At 65.3% G+C, this 19,298-nt stretch carries 14 protein-coding genes and 1 tRNA gene; 5 read left to right on the forward strand and 10 right to left on the reverse strand.

Features of this window, described 5'->3' with window-relative positions; genetic code table 11:
- Positions 1-390: 390 nt before the first annotated feature.
- The 3 genes from HAV22_RS28245 to pepN form a co-directional block, all read right to left on the reverse strand.
- Positions 391-466, reverse strand: a tRNA-Thr gene (locus tag HAV22_RS28245).
- A gap of 181 nt (positions 467-647) precedes the next feature.
- Positions 648-1,649: a class 1 fructose-bisphosphatase gene (locus tag HAV22_RS28250; protein WP_166864320.1), complete on the reverse strand. Its 1,002-nt coding sequence runs from the start codon at positions 1,647-1,649 to the stop codon at positions 648-650.
- 140 nt (positions 1,650-1,789) lie between these two features.
- Complete coding sequence (pepN, locus tag HAV22_RS28255; protein WP_166864323.1) at positions 1,790-4,447, reverse strand: aminopeptidase N; 2,658 nt, start codon at positions 4,445-4,447, stop codon at positions 1,790-1,792.
- Between the two features lie 216 nt (positions 4,448-4,663).
- On the opposite strand from pepN, the gene HAV22_RS28260 reads away from it, so the two are divergent.
- Entirely contained in the window at positions 4,664-5,299 is a 636-nt protein-coding gene (locus HAV22_RS28260; RefSeq protein ID WP_166864326.1) for a DUF4136 domain-containing protein, read from the forward strand.
- Positions 5,300-6,032: 733 nt separating this feature from the next.
- Here the strand turns inward: HAV22_RS28260 and HAV22_RS28265 are convergent.
- From HAV22_RS28265 to HAV22_RS28280, 4 genes are read right to left on the reverse strand one after another with little or no spacing between them, the layout of a single operon-like run.
- Positions 6,033-6,179 (reverse strand): hypothetical protein, encoded by a 147-nt coding sequence (locus HAV22_RS28265; RefSeq protein WP_166864329.1) that lies wholly within the window; start codon positions 6,177-6,179, stop codon positions 6,033-6,035.
- Positions 6,176-7,156, reverse strand: coding sequence for a quinone oxidoreductase family protein (locus tag HAV22_RS28270; RefSeq protein ID WP_166864331.1), 981 nt, complete (start codon positions 7,154-7,156; stop codon positions 6,176-6,178). Before HAV22_RS28270 ends, HAV22_RS28265 begins: the two co-directional genes overlap by 4 nt.
- Positions 7,157-7,173: 17 nt before the next feature.
- Positions 7,174-7,554, reverse strand: a complete 381-nt coding sequence (locus tag HAV22_RS28275; protein WP_105376228.1) for a methylglyoxal synthase — start codon at positions 7,552-7,554, stop codon at positions 7,174-7,176.
- 17 nt (positions 7,555-7,571) lie between these two features.
- A complete protein-coding gene (locus tag HAV22_RS28280) occupies positions 7,572-8,501 on the reverse strand; it encodes a DMT family transporter (protein WP_166864334.1) in 930 nt (309 codons plus the stop codon).
- Positions 8,502-8,631: 130 nt separating this feature from the next.
- Here HAV22_RS28280 and HAV22_RS28285 point away from each other — a divergent pair, with 130 nt between their 5' ends.
- The 4 genes from HAV22_RS28285 (at position 8,632) to HAV22_RS28300 (ending at position 13,468) form a co-directional block, all read left to right on the forward strand.
- On the forward strand, positions 8,632-9,441 hold the full coding sequence (locus tag HAV22_RS28285) for a DUF2182 domain-containing protein (protein WP_166864336.1): 810 nt from the start codon (positions 8,632-8,634) through the stop codon (positions 9,439-9,441).
- A gap of 103 nt (positions 9,442-9,544) precedes the next feature.
- Entirely contained in the window at positions 9,545-10,270 is a 726-nt protein-coding gene (locus tag HAV22_RS28290; protein ID WP_166864340.1) for a YebC/PmpR family DNA-binding transcriptional regulator, read from the forward strand.
- A gap of 60 nt (positions 10,271-10,330) precedes the next feature.
- A complete protein-coding gene (gene purD, locus HAV22_RS28295; RefSeq protein ID WP_166864342.1) occupies positions 10,331-11,602 on the forward strand; it encodes a phosphoribosylamine--glycine ligase in 1,272 nt (423 codons plus the stop codon).
- A gap of 126 nt (positions 11,603-11,728) precedes the next feature.
- Positions 11,729-13,468 (forward strand): alpha-L-fucosidase, encoded by a 1,740-nt coding sequence (locus HAV22_RS28300; RefSeq protein ID WP_208296406.1) that lies wholly within the window; start codon positions 11,729-11,731, stop codon positions 13,466-13,468.
- A 62-nt stretch (positions 13,469-13,530) separates the two neighbouring features.
- Here HAV22_RS28300 and HAV22_RS28305 read toward each other — a convergent pair whose 3' ends face one another.
- The 3 genes from HAV22_RS28305 to HAV22_RS28315 form a co-directional block, all read right to left on the reverse strand.
- Positions 13,531-15,693 (reverse strand): sialidase family protein, encoded by a 2,163-nt coding sequence (locus HAV22_RS28305; RefSeq protein ID WP_166864345.1) that lies wholly within the window; start codon positions 15,691-15,693, stop codon positions 13,531-13,533.
- Positions 15,694-15,872: 179 nt separating this feature from the next.
- Entirely contained in the window at positions 15,873-16,466 is a 594-nt protein-coding gene (locus tag HAV22_RS28310; RefSeq protein ID WP_166864349.1) for a PEP-CTERM sorting domain-containing protein, read from the reverse strand.
- A 60-nt stretch (positions 16,467-16,526) separates the two neighbouring features.
- Positions 16,527-18,881: a dockerin gene (locus HAV22_RS28315; protein WP_208296407.1), complete on the reverse strand. Its 2,355-nt coding sequence runs from the start codon at positions 18,879-18,881 to the stop codon at positions 16,527-16,529.
- Positions 18,882-19,298: the final 417 nt, after the last annotated feature.

Raw genomic sequence — 19,298 nt, forward strand, 5'->3', positions numbered from 1 at the left:
CTGCGAACTGCTCCTGTTGCGGTTGAATGCCGGGACTGCTGAATCCAGCAATCAAGTCGCCCAGCATAGCCTTTGCGCGGAACAAAGGCCAGCTACGACGGGGAAGATGATCGCACGAAACTAAACAGTTAAGGTCGTCGTACTGGATCTCGCTCGCAGCTAATATATGGCCAAGTGTTAGCGGCATCGACTGCAGATGAAATCCACAATACCCGCAAACATTCACTTAACATCCATAGGTGAAAAACGACCGAAACCCGCATGGAGACTAGGCCATGCGGAAACGTAGGCAAAGCTGAGTTACATGGCGGTTAGACGAACGGTGGAAAGCAGCAAAAAGAAAAAAAGGGTTACATGCTTTCGCCTGTAACCCTTTTTCTTACTGCTGTCTGGTGCCGCTGACCGGAATCGAACTGGTGACCTTCGCATTACGAATGCGCTGCTCTACCGACTGAGCTACAGCGGCTAAACCTGTACTACCGTTTAACCTGTGCCTGCATTACCTGCCATCAGACTGCTGGCGGCCCGAAGGCCATCGCTTGCTTGCTCATCCAGATGAGCTGCAGCGCGAAGGAGCCCGCATTCTAACAACAACTTCGAAAACTTGCTAGTCCGGCTCGGCAATTTTATGCAGGACAGGCCAAAAATCATTCCTGGTGGTAGCTCGTCACGCGCTCCACTTCGCTCTTCGAGCCCAGGAACACGGGCACGCGCTGGTGCAGCTTTTGCGGCGCGATGTCGAGGATGCGCTGCCGGCCGTCCGTCGCGGCGCCGCCCGCCTGCTCGACGATGAACGCCATCGGGTTCGCCTCGTACATCAGGCGCAGCTTGCCCGGCTGCGACGGGTCGCGCTGGTCGGCCGGGTACATGAAGATGCCGCCGCGGTTCAGGATGCGGTGCACGTCGGCCACCATCGAGGCGATCCAGCGCATATTGAAATCCTTGCCACGGGGACCGGTCTTGCCGGCCAACATTTCGTCGACATAGCGCGTGACGGGCGGATGCCAGTGGCGCTGGTTCGACATGTTGATGGCGAATTCCTTCGTCTCTTCCGGGATCTGCATGTCCTTCTGCGTCAGCACCCAGGAACCCATCTCGCGGTCCAGGGTGAAGCAGTTGACGCCGTTGCCCGTGGTGAGCACCAGCATCGTCTGCGGGCCGTACACGGCATAGCCGGCCGCGACCTGCTGGCTGCCGGCCTGCATGAAGTCGGCTTCCGTCGGCTGCGTCATGCCTTCCGGCGCCTTCAGCACGGAGAAGATGGTGCCGATCGACACGTTGACGTCGATGTTCGACGAGCCGTCCAGCGGGTCGAACAGCAGCATGTATTCGCCCATCGGGTAGCGGTTCGGGATCGGGTGGATCGATTCCATTTCTTCCGACGCCATTGCCGCCAGGTGGCCGCCCCATTCATTGGCTTCGAGCAGGATCTCGTTGGAGATCACGTCGAGTTTCTTCTGCACTTCGCCCTGGATGTTCTCCGTGTTCGCGCTGCCGAGGATGTCGCCGAGCGCGCCCTTGCCGACCGAGTGGGAAATGGTCTTGCAGGCGCGCGCCACCACCTCGATCAGGAGGCGCAGCGATGCGGGGATGTTGCTGTGGAGACGCTGTTCCTCGACGAGGTATTGCGTCAGGCTGACTCGTTTCATGGACTTCCTTCAGTTTGTGAAAATTCTTTGTTTGCGCTTGGAGCTGTCGTAGGGTGGGCGGCCTCCGCCCACGCGAAACGTTGCGTCATGCCGACTTCCGCGTGGGCACGGGGTGCCCACCCTACGCCAATACGTCCTTCTCAGTTGGCGAGGGCCTTGCCGACCACCTCGCGCACGTCGTTCGACAGCTTCGCCTGCCCCGCCACCTGCTGCAGCGCCCGCTTCATCCGGGCTTGCAAATCGGGCGTGTAGCGGCGCCAGCGGTCCATCGCGCGGGCCAGGCGGCTGGCGACCTGCGGGTTCAACGCGTCCAGCGCGATCACCTGCTCGGCCCAGAACGCGTAGCCGCTGCCGTCCGGCGCGTGGAAGCCCACCGGATTACCGGCGCAGAACGTCGACACGAGGCTGCGCGCCCGGTTCGGATTGCGCAGCGTGAACGCCTTGTGCGTCATGAGGTCGCGCACGCGGTTCACGTCCGTCGTCGGGGCGGCGGCCTGCATCGCGAACCACTTGTCGACGACCAGGGGCTCGCCCTGGAATTCGTCGTAGAAGCGCTGCAGGGCATCGCCCGCCGCGGGCGCGCGCGCATGCACGAGCGCGGACAGCGCGGACGCACGGTCCGTCATGTTCGTGGCGCCGTCGAACTGGCGCCGCGCCAGGTCGAGGCTCGCGTCGTCCGGCGCGGCGCACAGGTAGGCCAGCGCCAGGTTCTTCAGTGCGCGCTTGCCGATCGATGCGGCGTCCGGGCTGTATTCGCCCGGCGTCTGGTTGGCGTCGTACTGGGCCTCCAATTCCCCGCGCAGGCGGGTGCCGATGGCGGCGCGCACGAACTGGCGCGCCGTGTGGATGGCAAGCGGATCGACGACGTCCAACTGGTCCGCGATCATCGTTTCCGACGGCAGCAGCAGCGCCTGTTCGCGGAAGGCCGGGTCGAGCGTGTCGTCGGCGAGGATCTTGCGCATGGCGTCGATGAACACGTCGTCCACGTCCAGCTTCGGATCGGCATTGCCGGCGGCCGCGACCTGCCCGGACAGCTTCAGCAGGCGGCTCATCGCGAGGCGCTGGCCCGCTTCCCAGCGGTTGACGGGGTCGCTGTCGTGGCTGAACAGGTGCACCAGTTCGGCGTCGTTGTAGCCGTATTTCAGGATCACGGGCGCGGAAAAATCGCGCAGGATCGACGGCGTCGGCTGCTCCGCCACGTTCGTGAACGTGAAGGTCTGGTCGGCCTCCGTCAGTTCCAGCACGGCAGTCGTGCCGACAACCTTGCCGTCGACCGTCAAAGGCAGGTCGCGGCCGTCCCGGCCCAGCAGGCCCACGGCCACGGGGACGTGGAACGGCTGCTTCTCGGGCTGGCCGGGCGTCGGCGGGCACGACTGGATCAGGCGCAGCGTGTACGTCTGCGCCTGCTCGTCCCAGCGCGTTTCGGCCTGCACGACGGGCGTGCCGGCCTGGCTGTACCAGCGCTCGAATTGCGCCAGGTCGCGGCCGTTGGCGTCGGCCATCGCCAGACGGAAATCGTCGCAGGTGACGGCCTGCCCGTCGTGGCGCTGGAAGTACAGGTCCATGCCTTTGCGGAAACCGTCGCGGCCCAGCAGGGTCTGGTACATGCGCACGACTTCGGCGCCCTTCTCGTACACGGTGACCGTATAAAAATTATTGATCTCGACGAAGGAGTCGGGGCGGACCGGGTGCGCCATCGGGCCGGCGTCTTCCGGGAACTGGGCCTGGCGCAGGGTGCGTACCTGGTCGATGCGGGTGACGGCGCGGCCGGTGTTCGTGCCAATCATGTCGGCCGAGAATTCCTGGTCGCGGAACACGGTCAGGCCTTCCTTCAGCGACAGCTGGAACCAGTCGCGGCAGGTGACGCGGTTGCCCGTCCAGTTGTGGAAGTATTCGTGGCCGACGACGGCCTCGATGCCCTGGAAGTCGACGTCCGTCGCGACGCGCGGATTCGCGAGCACGAACTTCGTGTTGAAGATGTTCAGGCCCTTGTTTTCCATCGCCCCCATGTTGAAGTCGCCGACGGCGACGATCATGAAGCGGTCGAGGTCGAGTTCCAGGTCCCAGCGCTCCTCGTCCCAGCGGATGCTGTGCTTCAGCGACTGCATCGCGTAGTCCGTCTTGTCGAGGTTGCCCTCTTCCACCCACACCTGCAGCAGCGCCGTGCGGCCGTCGGCCAGCTCGAAATCCTCTTCCTGGCACACGAGGCGCGCGGCGACGAGGGCGAACAGGTACGACGGCTTCTTGAACGGGTCTTCCCACAGCGCGTAGCGGCGACCGTCCGGAAGGATGCCCTCGTCGATCAGGTTGCCGTTCGACAGCAGCACCGGGTACTTGTCCTTGTCGGCGCGCAGCATCACGGTATAACGGGCCATCACGTCCGGGCGGTCCGGGAAATAGGTGATGCGGCGGAACCCTTCGGCCTCGCACTGCGTGTAGAAACTTCCGTTGGACGTGTACAGGCCGCTGAGGGTAGTATTGCTTTCCGGAACGCAAATGGTTTCGATTTCCAGCGTCGCCTCTTCCGGCGCGTTGGGGATGCGCAGCAGCGTGCCCTCGATGACGTAGTCGCCCTCGACCAGCGTCCGGCCGTTCAGGCGCAGGCTCACCAGTTCGATGTCTTCGCCGTACAGCTCGATTTCGCGCTGGGCGCTGGCGGGATTGCGGCGCACCGTCATCCGGTTCGCGACGACGGTTCGGGCGGGGTCGAGGTCGAAGCCGAGTTCCACGGTATCGACCAGATAGCTGGGGGCGGTGTAATCCTTCCGGTAGATGGTCTGAGGCGTATCGGTGCGCATGGTCAGGTCCGCAAAGCCGTTGGTGGGATGCTTATTTTACCAACAGCTTCGCGTACGCTCCGTCCACCTTTCTTTTGTATCGCCATGTACACGCCGTAACCACGCGTAAATGTATCGACGAACATCACGCATCAGGAATAATATGGTCTCCTGAACAAGACCGATTACAGGATTGAAATCCGACACGAGGGGAATACCGAACCGATGGAGTCCATCATGAAACGCACCTTGATCGCCGCGGTCGCATCGCTGAGCCTGTTGCTGGGCGGCTGTGCGACGACGATCCGCAGCGATGTCACCACGTTCAACCAATGGCCCGCCCAGCTGCCCGACAAGAGCTACGCGTTCGAGGCGCCGCCGCCGCAGGACAATACGCTGGAGCTGCAGAGCTACGAAAACCTCGTGCGCGCCCAGCTCGCCCGCCTCGGCTTCCACGAGTCGCGGGAGGCGCCGGCGCTGAAGGTGTCGATGCGCTTCTCCACGATCGACGTGCCGACGCAGGTCATCTACCCGACGTTCGAGCCGATGTACTCGCCCCGCTTCGCCTACATGGGATGGCGCCGGCGCTACTGGGGCGGCTGGTACAGCCCGTTCTACGACCCGCTGTGGGGCCCGCTGCCCGCGTATGACGTGCAGGAGGAGCACCGCTACCACCGCCAAGTGCAGATCTCGATCGCGTCGGCGGCGGACGGCAAGCGCCTGTTCGACGTCACCGTGCGCAACATCAGCCGGCAGATGTCGACGCCGGCCGTGATGCCGGCCCTCGTGCAGAGCGCGTTCGAAGGGTTCCCGGGGCCTAACGGTGGCTCGCGTGTGATCGAGTTGAAGCAGGAGCCGCAGCAGAACGGTTGAATCGGCGCGGCGCATGGTGGGCACGGGGTGCCCACCCTACGTTCACTCGGCACATGGTGGGCACGGGGTGCCCACCCTACGTTCACTCGGCGCATGGTGGGCACGGGGTGCCCTCCCTACGTTCACTCGGCGCATGGTGGGCACGGGGTGCCCACCCTACGTTCACTCGGCGCATGGTGGGCACGGGGGGCCCTCCCTACGTTCACTCGGCACATGGTGGGCACGGGGTGCCCACCCTACGTTCACTCGGCGCATGGTGGGCACGGGGTGCCCACCCTACGTTCACTCGGCGCATGGTGGGCACGGGGGGCCCTCCCTACGTTCACTCGGCGCATGGTGGGCACGGGGGGCCCTCCCTACGTTCACTCGGCGCATGGTGGGCACGGGGTGCCCACCCTACGTTCACTCGGCGCATGGTCGGCACGGGGTGCCCTCCCTACGTTCACTCGGCACATGGTGGGCACGGGGTGCCCACCCTACGTTCACTCGGCGCATGGTGGGCACGGGGTACCCACCCTACGTTCACTCGGCGCATGGTGGGCACGGGGGGCCCTCCCTACGTTCACTCGGCACATGGTGGGCACGGGGGGGCCCTCCCTACGTTCACTCGGCACATGGTGGGCACGGGGTGCCCACCCTACGTTCACTCGGCGCATGGTGGGCACGGGGGGCCCACCCTACGAACACCACGTTGCCGTAGGGTGGGCTCCCCGAGCCCACCAGACACATCCCGTCAGGACAAATACGCCTCGGACAGGAACGTGATCCCCACGATCAGCAGGACGGCCAGCATCAGCACCACGAGCAATCGCCCGAAGCGCGGTTCCGTCGCCGGTTGCGGATCGACCGGTGGTTCATTGTCGTCGCTGAATTCTCTCATGGCAGCAATATCGTCTTGCCGGTCGTCCGGCGCCCTTCGAGGGCGGCGTGGGCCCGGGCCGCATCGGCCAGGGGGAAGCGCTGGTGGATCTCGATGCTCACCTGGCCGCTCGACACCATCGCGAACAGATCGGCCGCCATCGCCTCGCGCTCTGCGCGCGTGGCCGCATACGATTGCAAGGTCGGCCGCGTGAGGTACAGCGAGCCGCGCGCCGACAATTCGTTCAGCGAGAACGGCGGCACGGGTCCGGACGAATTGCCGAAGCTGACCATCAGCCCGCGCGGCCGCAGGCAGTCCAGCGAGCGCGTGAACATGTCCTTGCCGACCGAATCGTAGACGACGGGCACCTTTTCCCCGTTCGTGATCTCCAGCACGCGCTGCACGACGTCCTCGGTGTTGTAGTTGATGACGTGGGCCGCGCCGTGCTGCCTCGCGAGTGCCGCTTTCTCGTCGGCCCCGACCGTCCCGATCAGGTTCGCGCCCAGCGCCCGCGCCCACTGGCACGCGATCAGGCCGACGCCGCCGGCCGCCGCGTGGAACAAAATCGTCTCGCCTGGTTTCACTGCATACGTCTGCTTCAGCAGGTAGTGCACGGTCAGGCCTTGCAGCAGCATCGCGGCGCCCGTCTCGAACGAGATGTCGTCCGGCAGCCGGACGAGCACGTCGGCCGGCATCACGCGCAGCTGGCTGTAGGCGCCATTCGGGCGCGCCGCATACGCGACGCGGTCGCCCGGCCGCACGTGCGTGACGCCTTCGCCCACGGCCTCGACGACACCTGCCGCTTCCTGGCCGAGGCCGTTCGGCAGGTCGAGCGGATACAGGCCCGAGCGGAAATACGTGTCGATGAAATTCACGCCGATCGCGTGGTTGCGCACGCGCGCCTCGCCCGGGCCGGGGTCGCCGACTTCGACGTCGACGTATTCCAGCACCTCGGGCCCGCCCGTGCGGGCGAAACGGATCGCTTTTGCCGTGGTCATGGCCGCCTCCTGGCGAATCAGTCCGCCGTCGACTGCAGTTGCGACAGCACGAGGTGCGCGCTGGCGACGTTCGTCGCGCACGGGATGTTGTGCACGTCGCAGGCGCGCACGAGCGCATTGATGTCCGGTTCGTGCGGCTGCGGGGTCATCGGGTCGCGCAGGAAGATCACGCAGTCGATCTCGCCGTTGACGAGGTGCGCGCCGATCTGCAGGTCGCCGCCGACCGGGCCGGAATGCATGCGCGTCACCTCCAGGCCCAGCTCGTTGATCAGGCGCCCGCCCGTCGTGCCGGTGGCCGACAGCGTGCAACCGCGCAGGAAGTCGACGTATTCGGCGGCGAGCGCGATCATGTCGTCTTTTTTCTTGTCGTGGGCGATCAGGGCGATGCGAGGTTTCATGTTCCGTTCCGTTCGTTTTATGAGGTGGTTTTTTTCTTCGACAGCAGGTAGATCCCGCCCAGCACGAGGCCGGTTCCGGCCAGTTGCACGGTCGTGATCGGCTCCCCGAGGATGGCCCAGCCCAGGAACAACGTGGACACCGGACCGACCATGCCGGCCTGCGATGCCGTCGTCGCCCCGATGCGCTGGACGGCCGCCATCGTCATGAAGACAGGGAAGATGGTACAGAATATCCCATTCACGAGCGAGAGCTCGTAAACGGGCAGCGGCTGCACGAGCATGCTGGCGGGCCGCAGCACGAAGAACTGCACGATGCACGCCACGCTCGACGCGGACATCGCGTACGCGACGAGGCGCAGCGCGCCGATGCGGCGCACCATCTCGCCCGTGCCCAGCAGATAGATCGCGTAGCAAACCGCCGAGCCCAGCACGAGCAGCGAGCCTGTGACCGTGCTGCCCTTGCCGCCCACGAGATCGTGCGCGAACACGAGCACGATGCCGCAGTACGACAACGCCAGCGCCAGCCATTCCGCGCGGCCGATGCGGCGCTTGAAGAACAGCGCCGTGATCATGAGGACGAACGTCGGCGTGAGGAACAGGATCAAGCGCTCCAGGCCCACCGAAATGTACTGCAATCCGCTGAAATCCAGAAAGCTCGACAGGTAGTAGCCGATCAGGCCCAGGCCGCCAAGGCGCCAGCGGTCGCGCACGGCGATCGGCGGCTCGGTCCGCATCTTCCACAGCGCGACGGCCGCGAACACGGGAAACGAGAACATCATCCTGAACCCGATCAATGTGACGGCGTCGATGTGGTACCGGTACAGCAGTTTGGCGACGACGGCCTTCATGGAAAACAGAACGGCGCCGCCGATGGCGATCGCGAGGCCTCCCACGATGGACGGGTGTGTGGTCGGTGCAACGGAAACGTCGCTTGCAGTTTTACTCATCCAACGATTGTACGAGGAATCCATTTTGCCGGCTGAGGACGCCTCCGAACGCGGCCGGGCACACGCGGTCCAACTGCCATCGCTGCTCGACCGCTCGACCGCTCGATCAATACAGGAGGACCACCATGGCATGCCATTTCACGTGCGGCGCCGGCGCGCGATGAGCCGCGCGAGCGGCATCGAGCGCCCGGGCGCCGACCGCACCATCGTCCTCGCCCTGCTGGTGCTGCTCGCGGCACTGTGCTGGGCCTGGCTGCTGTTCGTGCCGTTCCACGCGGGCCGCCCGTGGCCGCCGGGCGCGGGCCCTGTCGGCGGTGCGCATGCCGCCCCGTACCGCGCGACCGACCTCGCGCGGCTGCTGGCGCTCTGGACCGTCGTCATCGCCGCGATGCTGCTGCCGGCCGCCGCGCCGTCCGTGCTGCTGTATGCGCGCGTCAAGCGGCTCGTGCGCGAGCGCCGGGTCTACCCGTCCACCGTCCTGTTCATGCTGGGTTATCTGTTCGTCTGGCTCTGCTGCGCGCTCGCCGCCACGCTGGCCGACTGGCAGCTGCACGATGCGGGCGCGCTCGACGAGACGATGGCCATCGCGCACCCGACGGTAGGCGCCCTCGCCCTCGTCGCGGCAGGTGTCTACCAGTGGACGCCCGCGAAGCACGTGTGCCTCGACAACTGCCGCGCGCCGCTCGCGTTCGTCCTCACACACTGGCGGGGCGGCGCCTGGGGCGCGTTCCGCATGGGCGTCGCGGATGCGCGCTACTGTACCGGGTGCTGTTGGCTGCTGCTCGCGCTCGTGCTGCCGGCGGGCGTGCTGAACGTGCCCGTGATCGCCGGCCTGATCGCCTTGATCCTGGCGGAAAAACTGCTGCCCGGTGGCCATGTCGTCGCCTGCGCGACGGGGCTAGTATTCGTCGGATTGGGCACGGTGTTGTTGTTTCCCTGACAGTTTTTAGGCGGGGTGCCTATGCTAAAATGTCGAGGATTATCATACCCGGGGCCTCCATGATCGCAGTTTGCCGAGGTCCCCTGCTCAAGGAAGACTCGACATGGCTGGACACAGCAAATGGGCCAACATCAAGCACAAGAAAGCCGCAACTGACGCGAAGCGCGGCAAGATCTGGACCCGACTGATCAAGGAAATCACCGTGGCCGCCCGCATGGGTGGCGGCGACGCCAACACCAATCCGCGCCTGCGCCTCGCGATCGAGAAAGCGGCCGACGCGAACATGCCGAAGGATAACGTCAACCGCGCCGTGCAGCGCGGCTCGGGCGGCCTGGAAGGCGTCAACTACGAGGAAATCCGCTACGAAGGCTACGGCATCGGCGGCGCCGCCATCATCGTCGACTGCATGACCGACAACCGCGTGCGCACCGTGGCGGAAGTCCGCCATGCGTTCAGCAAGTTCGGCGGCAATATGGGCACGGAAGGTTCGGTGTCGTTCATGTTCAAGCACGTCGGCCAGTTCCTGTTCGCGCCGGGCGTCAACGAAGACAAGCTGATGGAAGCGGCACTGGAAGCCGGCGCCGACGACGTGATCGCCGACGACGAAGGCGGCTTCGAAGTGCTGTGCGACCCGATCGCGTTCGCCGGCGTCAAGGAAGCGCTGGAGAAGGCCGGCTTCAAGGCCGACTCCGCCGAAGTGATCATGAAGCCGGATACCGAGACGGTGTTCACCGGCGAGGACGCGCTCAAGATGCAGAAGCTGCTCGACGCCCTCGAAAACCTGGACGATGTCCAGGAAGTCTATACGAACGCCGTAATCGACGAGTAAGCAGCAGTCTCCATTCAAGTTCAAGTTTAAGCAGGCATCGCCTGGCAGCGAAAGCAATCCATGAAAATCCTGGTAGTCGGCTCTGGCGGCCGTGAACATGCCCTGGCCTGGAAACTGGCCCAATCCGATCGCGTCCAGATGGTCTATGTCGCACCGGGCAATGGCGGCACCGCGCGCGATGCGCGCCTGGTCAACATCGACATCACCGACCCGGCCGCGCTGGCCGACTTCGTCGTCGCCGAGCACGTCAACCTGACGCTCGTCGGCCCGGAGCAACCGCTGGCGGCCGGCATCGTCAACCTGTTCCGCGCGCGCGGCCTGAAGGTCTTCGGCCCCACGAAGGAAGCGGCCCAGCTGGAAAGCTCGAAGGACTTCGCCAAGGCCTTCATGCATCGCCACGGCATCCCGACGGCCGAGTACAAGACGTTCACGGACGTCGCGCAAGCCCACGCCTACATCGACGAAAAGGGCGCACCCATCGTCATCAAGGCCGACGGCCTCGCGGCCGGCAAGGGTGTCGTCGTCGCCATGACCCTGGAAGAAGCGCACCAGGCGGCCGACGACATGTTGTCGGGCAACCGCTTCGGCGACGCGGGCGCACGCATCGTGATCGAGGAATTCCTGGCCGGCGAAGAAGCGAGCTTCATCGTCATGTGCGACGGCAAGAACGTCGTCGCCCTGGCCACGTCGCAAGACCACAAGCGCCTGAAGGACCACGACCAGGGCCCGAACACGGGCGGCATGGGCGCGTACTCGCCGGCACCGGTCGTCACGCCGTCGATCCACGCGCGCGTGATGCGCGAGATCATCAATCCCACGATCCACGGCATGGCCAAGGACGGCATCCCCTACAGCGGCTTCCTGTACGCGGGCCTGATGATCGACGCGGCCGGTGTACCGAAGGTCATCGAATTCAACTGCCGCATGGGCGACCCGGAAACGCAGCCGATCATGACGCGCCTGAAGAGCGACTTCGTGACGGTGCTGGAACACGCGTGCAACGGCACCCTTGACAAGGTCGAGCTCGAATGGGACCGCCGCACGGCGGTGGGCGTCGTGATGGCGGCGGCCGGCTATCCGGACGCGCCGGCCAAGGGCGACGTCATCGACGGCATTCCCGCCGAAACGCCGGAATGCGTCACCTTCCACGCGGGCACGCAGATCGTGGGCGGCACCCTGCAGACGTCGGGCGGCCGCGTGCTGTGCGTCGTCGGCCTGGGCGACAGCGTCAAGATGGCGCAGAAGCAGGCGTACGAGACGGTGGAGAAAATCCACTTCAACGGCGCGCAGTACCGCCGCGACATCGGCTGGCGCGGCATCAAGTCGGCTTGACGACGTAGCGCGCGCAGCGTGAAAAACGGGACACGGTGCAAACCTTGTCCCGTTTTTTTATCGTTGAGTGTTTAAAATATATAGAATACAATCGCCGCCATCCCACCGTCGAACGGAGCGTAGACCTTGAAGACCACGACCCTGGCACTGGCCGGCATCCTCGCCACCGCCCTTCCCGTCCACGCTGCGCTGCCGGTGCTCGGCCCGATGCCGGCCGTGCCGGCGAAGCTGGCCCCCGACAGCGCAACCATGGGAGACTGGCGCACCGCACCCGCGGTGCACCTGGACTTGCCGGTCACGGACGGCCCGTTCCAGCCGACGTGGGACTCGATCGCACAGCACTACCCGGGCACGCCGGCGTGGCTGCGCGAGGCCAAGTTCGGCATCTGGGTCCACTTCGGTCCGCAGGCGGCGGGCATGAGCGGCGACTGGTACGCCCGCCGGCTGTACGTCCCGGGCACGTCGGCCTACGCCAGCCACCTCAAGGCTTACGGTCATCCTTCGGAGACCGGCTACAAGGAGGTGCTGCGGGACTGGAATCCGCGCAAGCTCGACCCGGCCAGGCTGACGGCGCTGTACAAGGAGGCCGGCGCGCGCTTCCTGCTCATCCAGGGCGTCCACCACGACAATTTCGATTTGTGGGATTCCCGTTATCAGCCGTGGAATGCGAAGCGCCTCGGTCCCAAGCGCGACCTGCTCGGCGAGTGGGCGGCCGCGGCGAAGGCGAGCGGCCTGCGCTATGGCGTCGCGTTTCACCATGAATACACGTGGTGGTGGTGGCAGACCGCGTTCGGCAGCGACCCGACGGGCCCGTTCGCCGGCAAGCCGTACGACGGCGCATTGACCTTGGCCGACGGCAAGGGGCAATGGTGGGAAGGGCTCGATCCGCGCCTGCTGTACGGCCCGGACCTGCGCGAATACAAGGGCGTCACGGCGGCGGCACACACGGACTGGCAACCGCCGCCCGCCGGCATCTTCAGCCGCCACGGCGCCTATGCCGAGTGGTACGCGAAACGGTGGGCGCTGCGCATGATGGACGTGGTGGAACATTACGACCCCGATTTCATCTACACGGACGGCACGAGCGACCAGCCGTTCAGCGGCAACGGGACCGGGACCGGCATGAAGTCGGATGCCATGCAGCTCGTGATGGCGGATTTCTACAACCGCACGCTGAAGAAACGGGGCAAGGTCGACACGTTCAGCATCGTCAAATTCCATCCCAAATTCAACGGCACCGTCAGCACGGAGGAAGGCTCGATCCCGCAGGGCATCCGGAACGATGCACCGTGGATCGCGGAAACGGCCGTGGGCGACTGGTACTACGCCCCGTGGTTCACGTACGATTCGGGCGCCATGATCCGCTACCTGCTCGAACAGGTGGCGCGCGACGGCAACGTGGCGATCTGCATTTCGCCGCTGCCGGACGGTTCGCTGGACGAAGGCAGCATCCGCATGCTGAAGGAAGTCGGCGCCTGGATGCGCGTGAACGGCCAGGGCATCTATGGCAGCAAGGCCTGGGTGCGGCTGGGCGAAGGCGAGGACGGCAAGCTGCGCACCCTGCCCGCCGGGAAGCTCGGGAAGGAACAGGCCGACTTCGCGTTTGGCCCCCACGATTTCCGCTTCACGGTCGGCCGCGACGGTTCGCTGTACGCGTTCACCATGATGGTGCCGAAGCCCGGCACCACGCTGAAGATCACGTCGCTCGGATCGCGCGCGAACCTGCTGGGCAAGCCGGTCACGTCGGTATCCCTGGTCGGTCACGAGGGCGCTCCGCTCGCCTGGCGCCAGGACGCCGATGGCCTGGTCATCACGACCCCACCCGAGATGCCGTTTGCCACGGCCGTCGCATTCAACATTCGCTGACACGGCAAAAAAAACGGGACAGGGCCCACGGCCTCGTCCCGTTTTGTTGAGGTACGTGACGCTTACTGCGGACGGCCCGCCACGAGGCCGCGGCCCATCGTGCTCATGTACACGACACCGAACGTGTTCATGTCGCCGAAGACGACGCCGCCATCGGCACCGTACTGGTGGGCCCAGTCATTGATCTGCACCCAGCTGTTGCCCGTGTCGGTCGAACGGAACATCCCGCGCACGCCGTTCACGATGCCCCACATGAAGATGGTCGGGTACGTGCTGCCTGCGGCCGCCTTGCCGAAGCCGATGCCGCGGCATTCCGTCACGCTGTTGATCTTGCTGAACGACGAGCCGGAGTTGGTCGAACGCATCAGGCCGTTGCCGTACATCGGCAGCCAGATATCGCCCTGGATGCCGGGCGCCGTGCGCATGCGGGGATTACCCCAGGCGGACAACGTGGCGGTGTTGTAGAAGTTGGCGCCGCCGTCATAGCTGACCCAGACCTTGCCGTTATTGTTGTCGTAGGCATAGAACAGGTTGGAATTGACGGTGTCGGCCACGACGGTCGCACCGGAGATGTTCAGGTTGTTCACCGCGGTCCAGCTGTTGCCGTTGTTGACGGAACGGTAGGTGACGGTGGAACCCGACGGGCTGTGCAGCAGCACGCCGCCATTGGCCGACAGCGCCACCTGGCCCTGGCTGCCGTTGATGCTGCCGGAAACGAACCAGTTGACACCGCCGTTCAGCGACACCTGCACCTTGTTGCCGACGCGGGCCAGCACGGATGCATTACTGCCCGCGATCGCCAGGCCGGACGTGTTGCCCATGTACGGCTGCAGACGGGCGCCATAGCCCCACGTGTTGTAGTGGCGGAAGCCGTCGACGTCGCCGAGCCCTGTGATCAGCGGGCCGCCCGGCACGCTGACGCCGCCCAGCACCACGGTTTCTTCCAGGCCGTTCACGTTGAACGTCCAGTTCGGTTGCGCAGCACCGACATTGGTCGACTTGAAGATGCCGTTGCCGGACGTGACCCAAGCGGTCGCGCCGTTGAACGGGTCGAACACCACGGAGCCGGACCAATGGATGCCCGCGTCGACGGCCCAGTCGACCCCGCCGGTGGACTTGGTGCCGGTGGCCACGAGGTCCGTCCAGCTGCCGCCGCCATTGGCGCTGAGGAAGATGCGATCGCCATAGATGGTATTGCCGTCGGAACCGGCCCACTGATTCCAATAGGTATTGATGGTCGACACGAGCACGCGGTTGGCATTCGTGGCATCGACGCTGACGCCGCTGAACGGCGTGGTCATGCCGTTCGGGCTCACGTTGGTCCAACTGCCGTTGTTGACGTTGTACTTCATCACGGCGCCCTGGGTCATCGCATTGTCCGCGATCTGATTCGGATCGATGCCGCCTGGGCCTGCGCCATTGGCGTAGGTAATGTAGAGGTTGCCCTGGCCGTCGAAGGCGCCGCGCTGCGGCATCAGGTTGCCGGGTGCGCCGCTGATGGCATAGAAACTCTGGCCGCCGTTGTCGCTGCGGTAGAGGTTCGGCCCCGTATAGCTGTAGCGCGACACGCCCACGATGATGCGCTGCGCCGCGCCGTTGACGACGCTGGTCGGATCCGGGAGGACGAGGTTGACGCCGTTGCCGTTCGGCGTGGTCGTCACGTTGATGCCACTGAGGCGGGTCCATGTTGCGCCGGAGTCCCAGCTCTTGAACAGGCCGTTGTAGCGGGTGCCGGCGTACAGGACGTTGCTGGAACCCGGGTCGAACGCGAGGCGCTCGCCGCTCTGGCGGCCGTAGCCGTTGCCGTGCGTCTTGAACAGGGACGACACGTCGGTCGTCGTCCAGCTCGCTCCATAGTTCGTGGAGCGCATGATGACGGTCTTGCCGTTGCTGAAGTAGCTGGTGCCCGCCAACAGCACGATGTTGGCCGCGTTCTTCGGGTCGACCGCCATCGAATCGACGCCCATCAGCCCCATGTCGTCCTGCGACATCCAGTCCATCAGCGGCACCCAGCGCGATGCCGAGTTATCCCAGCGGTACGCGCCACCCACGTCGGTGCGGGCGTACACGACGCCTTGCTGCGTCTTGGCCGGGAAGATGCCGGTGACGAAGCCGCCACCGCCCATCGGTACATTGTTCCACGTATAGCCGGCCGAATTCTGCGCCGCCGCGCCGCCCGCGGCCATTGCCGCCGCCAGCACGAGCGTTGTTTTCATCCATTTCATGCTTGTCATCTCCTGATTATTTTTCCCCGATCGGATAGCGCGACGCGTGCCACGGGTAGGGCGACGCATCTGGGCAGCAGCGTGCGGCCCACGTCTCTCCTTTCTCGAGTCAGCCAGGATGGCGCCCGCGCGGTGGCGGGCAAGCAGGGATGCCGGCGGGCGCGGCCCGCCGGGAAAGATCAAGCGCGGCGACGACGCGCCAGGCCGCCCGCGGCCAGGCCACCCACCATCAGCGCCAGCGTGCCCGGCAGCGGCACGGCGCCGGCCGCCGTCACGTCGATGTTGTCGACCTGGGCGAAGCCGGAGGCGTCGACGGTCAGGCGCAGTTCGCTGATGCCCGTCAGGCCGCTCGTCCACGTGCCCGGGCCCTGGATGGCGCCGACCGAGACGCCGTCGGCCGACACGTCGGTGGTGTCGGGATAGTCGACGGAATAATCGAAGCCGTTCAGGTTGAACTTGCCGCCGCCGACGCGGCTCAGCGTCAGGAAGGTGCCGGTGCCGTTGTCGATGCCGTCGAGCCAGTTGAACGTCTGTGGCTCGTACGAGTAGGTGCCGATCGTGACCGCGCCCGGCGCCGCATTGGGCGCGTGCAGCGTCACCAGGAAGCCGGACTGCACGTACGTCAGGTTCGTGCCGTCATACGCCATATTGCTCGGGAGCGGACTGCCGCCGCCGTACGTCATCTCGGTCAGGTCGTCGAAGTTCAGGACGGTCGCGCTGGCGCTGCCTGCGGCCAGGAAGGCGATGGCGGCGAGGATGGATTTGAATTTCATGGGATTCTCCGAAAAAAGTCGATACGGCCGGCGCCACCGAGGGCGCCGGCCCTGCCGTCATCAGTAGCTGAAGACCACGCCACGGCCGTTGCCGCTGGCGTACACGCGTCCGAACACGACCTGGTCGGCCGCCAGGTTGCCGATGCCGGCGTACTGGTGCTTGTCGTCGTTGATCCGGCGCCAGGTCTTGCCGCCGTCATCCGAGCGATGCACGCCCCACGCGCCGTTGACGATGCCGACGATGTAGACCGAGGACGAATAGGTCGCACCGAAGGGTGCCTTGCCCAGCGCGATGGAGGATGCGCCAGGCACTTCGGGCGTCATCCACGTCGGGTTGTTGCCCCAGTCCTGAGTCGTCACGTTCAGGTTGGTCCACGTCACACCCGAATCGGTGGAGTGCAGGACGTTGTACCCGTCCGCCACCCAGATATCGCCTTCGGCGTTCGGATTGACGGCGATCGACGACGATCCGTAGCTCGCCACGCGCGCGCCGGCGCCCACGAACGTCGTGCTCTCGGTGAACGTGTGGCCGCCGTCCGTCGAGTACCAGAAGTGCGACGTGTCCGCCCACTGGTTCCACCATGCGCCGCCCGAGTTGAAGGCATAGACCTTGTTCGGGTTCTTGCGGTCGGCGACGACGCGGTAGCCGCGGCCGATACCCACGCCCGGCAGGGCCGGCAGGTTCGTGTAGGTCCAGGTCGCGCCATTGTCGGTCGTGTAGGCCGGCCGCGAATTCGACGGTGCCCAGACGGCCTTGCCCGGCGCGGTCACGGCGATGCTCGCTTCGCTGCCGCCCGCTGCGTTGGTCGCCGCATCCGGGTGTTCGCTCGCGAAATTCGTCCAGGTCACGCCGGAGTCGGTCGAATAGATGCCGTGGACGCCGTTTTGAACATAGCCGGGGACGCCGATCGCCGCGATGTAGGCGGGATTGGACCAGGCCGTGTCGATGCCGACGCCGTTGGCGAACTTGCCCTGCGGCTCACGCGTGGTTTTCTTGAGCAGGTCGGTCTGCACGTGCACGCCGATGTCGCCGGAGGCGTTCAGCAGCGTGTAGTTGGCGCCCTTGGGCGGCGTCATCAGGGTGAGCGTCGCGTTTTCCTCGATACCGTTGTTGACCTCGTTCCAGGACGGCGTCGGCGACGACGCATTCTTCGTTTCCCACAGGCCGCCGCCGGTGACGTGCGTGATGTGGTCCGGGTTGCTCGGATCGATCTCGACGTCGTCGATCCAGCCGGAGAAGCCCACGTCCGGCGAGTGCGGCATCTGCGTGGCGATCTCGCGCCACGTCAGGCCCGCGTCGTCGGACAACTGGACGATCGGCAGGCCCGCCCAGTTACCCCACGTATTCGAGATACCCAGCGCGATACGCGTCGTCGGGCCCGAACCGGAGACGGACAGGCCACCGATGCCCCAGTTCGTCCATTGACCCGGTTCGTAGCTCTTCAGCAGCGTCCAGTTGGTGCCGTCGAACTTGTACAGCCTGCATGGACCACCGGCACCGGGGCCGATGTCCTTCGTGAACGCCACATAGATCATGCCGTCCTTGGCACGGACCATGTGCGGGATGTGGAAGCCCGTCTCGGGCGTGGTCACGCCGGTCCAGGTCGCGCCGCCGTCGGTCGACTTGTACAGGCTCGCGCTCAAGCCTGCCGCGGCACCATAATCCGGCCCCACCGACACGTAGATGGTCTGCGTGGCCGTGCCCGAACCCGTCGTCGACGTGTCGAACAACACGCCCTCGATGCCGCCCGACGTGCGTCCGGGCAGCGAGCCGATCTGGTCGCCGGGGTATTGGAACGACGTCAGCGACGTCACCTGGTTCCACGTCTGGCCGTAGTCCGCGCTCTTCCACAGGCCGGACGTCCGGGTGGCGTAGTACAACACCGACGACTTGTTCGGATCGACCATCAGGCGCTCGCCGATGGCGCGGCCCGGGTCGTTGGCGCCGGTGCGGAACGGCAGGTCGACGTGCGTCCAGGTGTCGCCACGGTCGGTGGAAATGTACAGGCGGCCGTTCTGACCACTCCAATCGTACAAGCCGGTGCTCATGTATACACGCTTGTCGTCGTTCGGGTCCAGGGCCAGGGTTTCGCTGCCCATGTAGAAACCTTCCTTGACGCCGAGGCCGTCGGTGATCGCCACCCAGCTCGACGTCGTGGCGTTCCAGCGGTAGACACCGCCGATGTCGGTTCGCGCATAGACCACGTTCGGGCTCGTCGGGTGGTAGATCAGCCCGGGCACGTAGCCGCCGCCGCCATACTTCACGCTCTGCCATCGCGTACCCGTGACGTCGGCGCTGCCGACCGTCGCGGCAAAGGATGGCGACTGCGAGGACGTGCTGGTGCCGCTGCCGCCACCGCAGCCTGCAGCGATGCCGGCCACTACACAGGCAAGGGCGAGAGTTTGCTTCTTCATGCTTGGACTCCGAGAAAAAGTGAATCGTGACTACCGGGTTGGCGGACGAACCGCCCGTTTTGTTGCGATGCAGCAGTCCGCCGGGCGCGGACAAAGCCGGCCGCGCCTGCGGAAGATAAGAATGGAAGAGAGAGACGGACGATGCCGCCCAGCGCGCGTCGGCGCTATGGTCGTGGCGGGTGAGTGCGTACTGGCTTCAAAGCGGGTCTCCGATCGTTGTCGTTATTCGGTCATTTCCTTCCGGGTGCTTCCAGGACCCGGATGCCGGCCACTGGGCCGACACGGAAAAGCCGTTGCTGTTGAGATCGAGACTATTAGCAAAGCGTATGTACCGCTTGCAATTGCAACTACGAAAGCTTGAAATGTGCAGAAAATTGAAGAGTTTTATGCATGAGTGGTAGTGGTCGTGCTACCAAG

It is taken from the genome of Telluria antibiotica (assembly GCF_011682055.1).
Taxonomy (GTDB): Bacteria; Pseudomonadota; Gammaproteobacteria; order Burkholderiales; family Burkholderiaceae_D; genus Telluria; species Telluria antibiotica.

Excerpts from the sequence above, each read along its gene's own strand:
- HAV22_RS28310 (WP_166864349.1), bottom strand. The coding sequence starts at position 16,466 with ATGAAATTCAAATCCATCCTCGCCGCCATCGCCTTCCTGGCCGCAGGC.
- HAV22_RS28265 (WP_166864329.1), bottom strand. The coding sequence starts at position 6,179 with ATGAGAGAATTCAGCGACGACAATGAACCACCGGTCGATCCGCAACCG.
- HAV22_RS28275 (WP_105376228.1), bottom strand. The coding sequence starts at position 7,554 with ATGAAACCTCGCATCGCCCTGATCGCCCACGACAAGAAAAAAGACGAC.
- HAV22_RS28280 (WP_166864334.1), bottom strand. The coding sequence starts at position 8,501 with ATGAGTAAAACTGCAAGCGACGTTTCCGTTGCACCGACCACACACCCG.
- purD (WP_166864342.1), top strand. The coding sequence starts at position 10,331 with ATGAAAATCCTGGTAGTCGGCTCTGGCGGCCGTGAACATGCCCTGGCC.
- HAV22_RS28290 (WP_166864340.1), top strand. The coding sequence starts at position 9,545 with ATGGCTGGACACAGCAAATGGGCCAACATCAAGCACAAGAAAGCCGCA.
- HAV22_RS28315 (WP_208296407.1), bottom strand. The coding sequence starts at position 18,881 with ATGAAGAAGCAAACTCTCGCCCTTGCCTGTGTAGTGGCCGGCATCGCT.
- pepN (WP_166864323.1), bottom strand. The coding sequence starts at position 4,447 with ATGCGCACCGATACGCCTCAGACCATCTACCGGAAGGATTACACCGCC.
- HAV22_RS28260 (WP_166864326.1), top strand. The coding sequence starts at position 4,664 with ATGAAACGCACCTTGATCGCCGCGGTCGCATCGCTGAGCCTGTTGCTG.
- HAV22_RS28250 (WP_166864320.1), bottom strand. The coding sequence starts at position 1,649 with ATGAAACGAGTCAGCCTGACGCAATACCTCGTCGAGGAACAGCGTCTC.
- HAV22_RS28305 (WP_166864345.1), bottom strand. The coding sequence starts at position 15,693 with ATGAAATGGATGAAAACAACGCTCGTGCTGGCGGCGGCAATGGCCGCG.
- HAV22_RS28285 (WP_166864336.1), top strand. The coding sequence starts at position 8,632 with ATGCCATTTCACGTGCGGCGCCGGCGCGCGATGAGCCGCGCGAGCGGC.
- HAV22_RS28270 (WP_166864331.1), bottom strand. The coding sequence starts at position 7,156 with ATGACCACGGCAAAAGCGATCCGTTTCGCCCGCACGGGCGGGCCCGAG.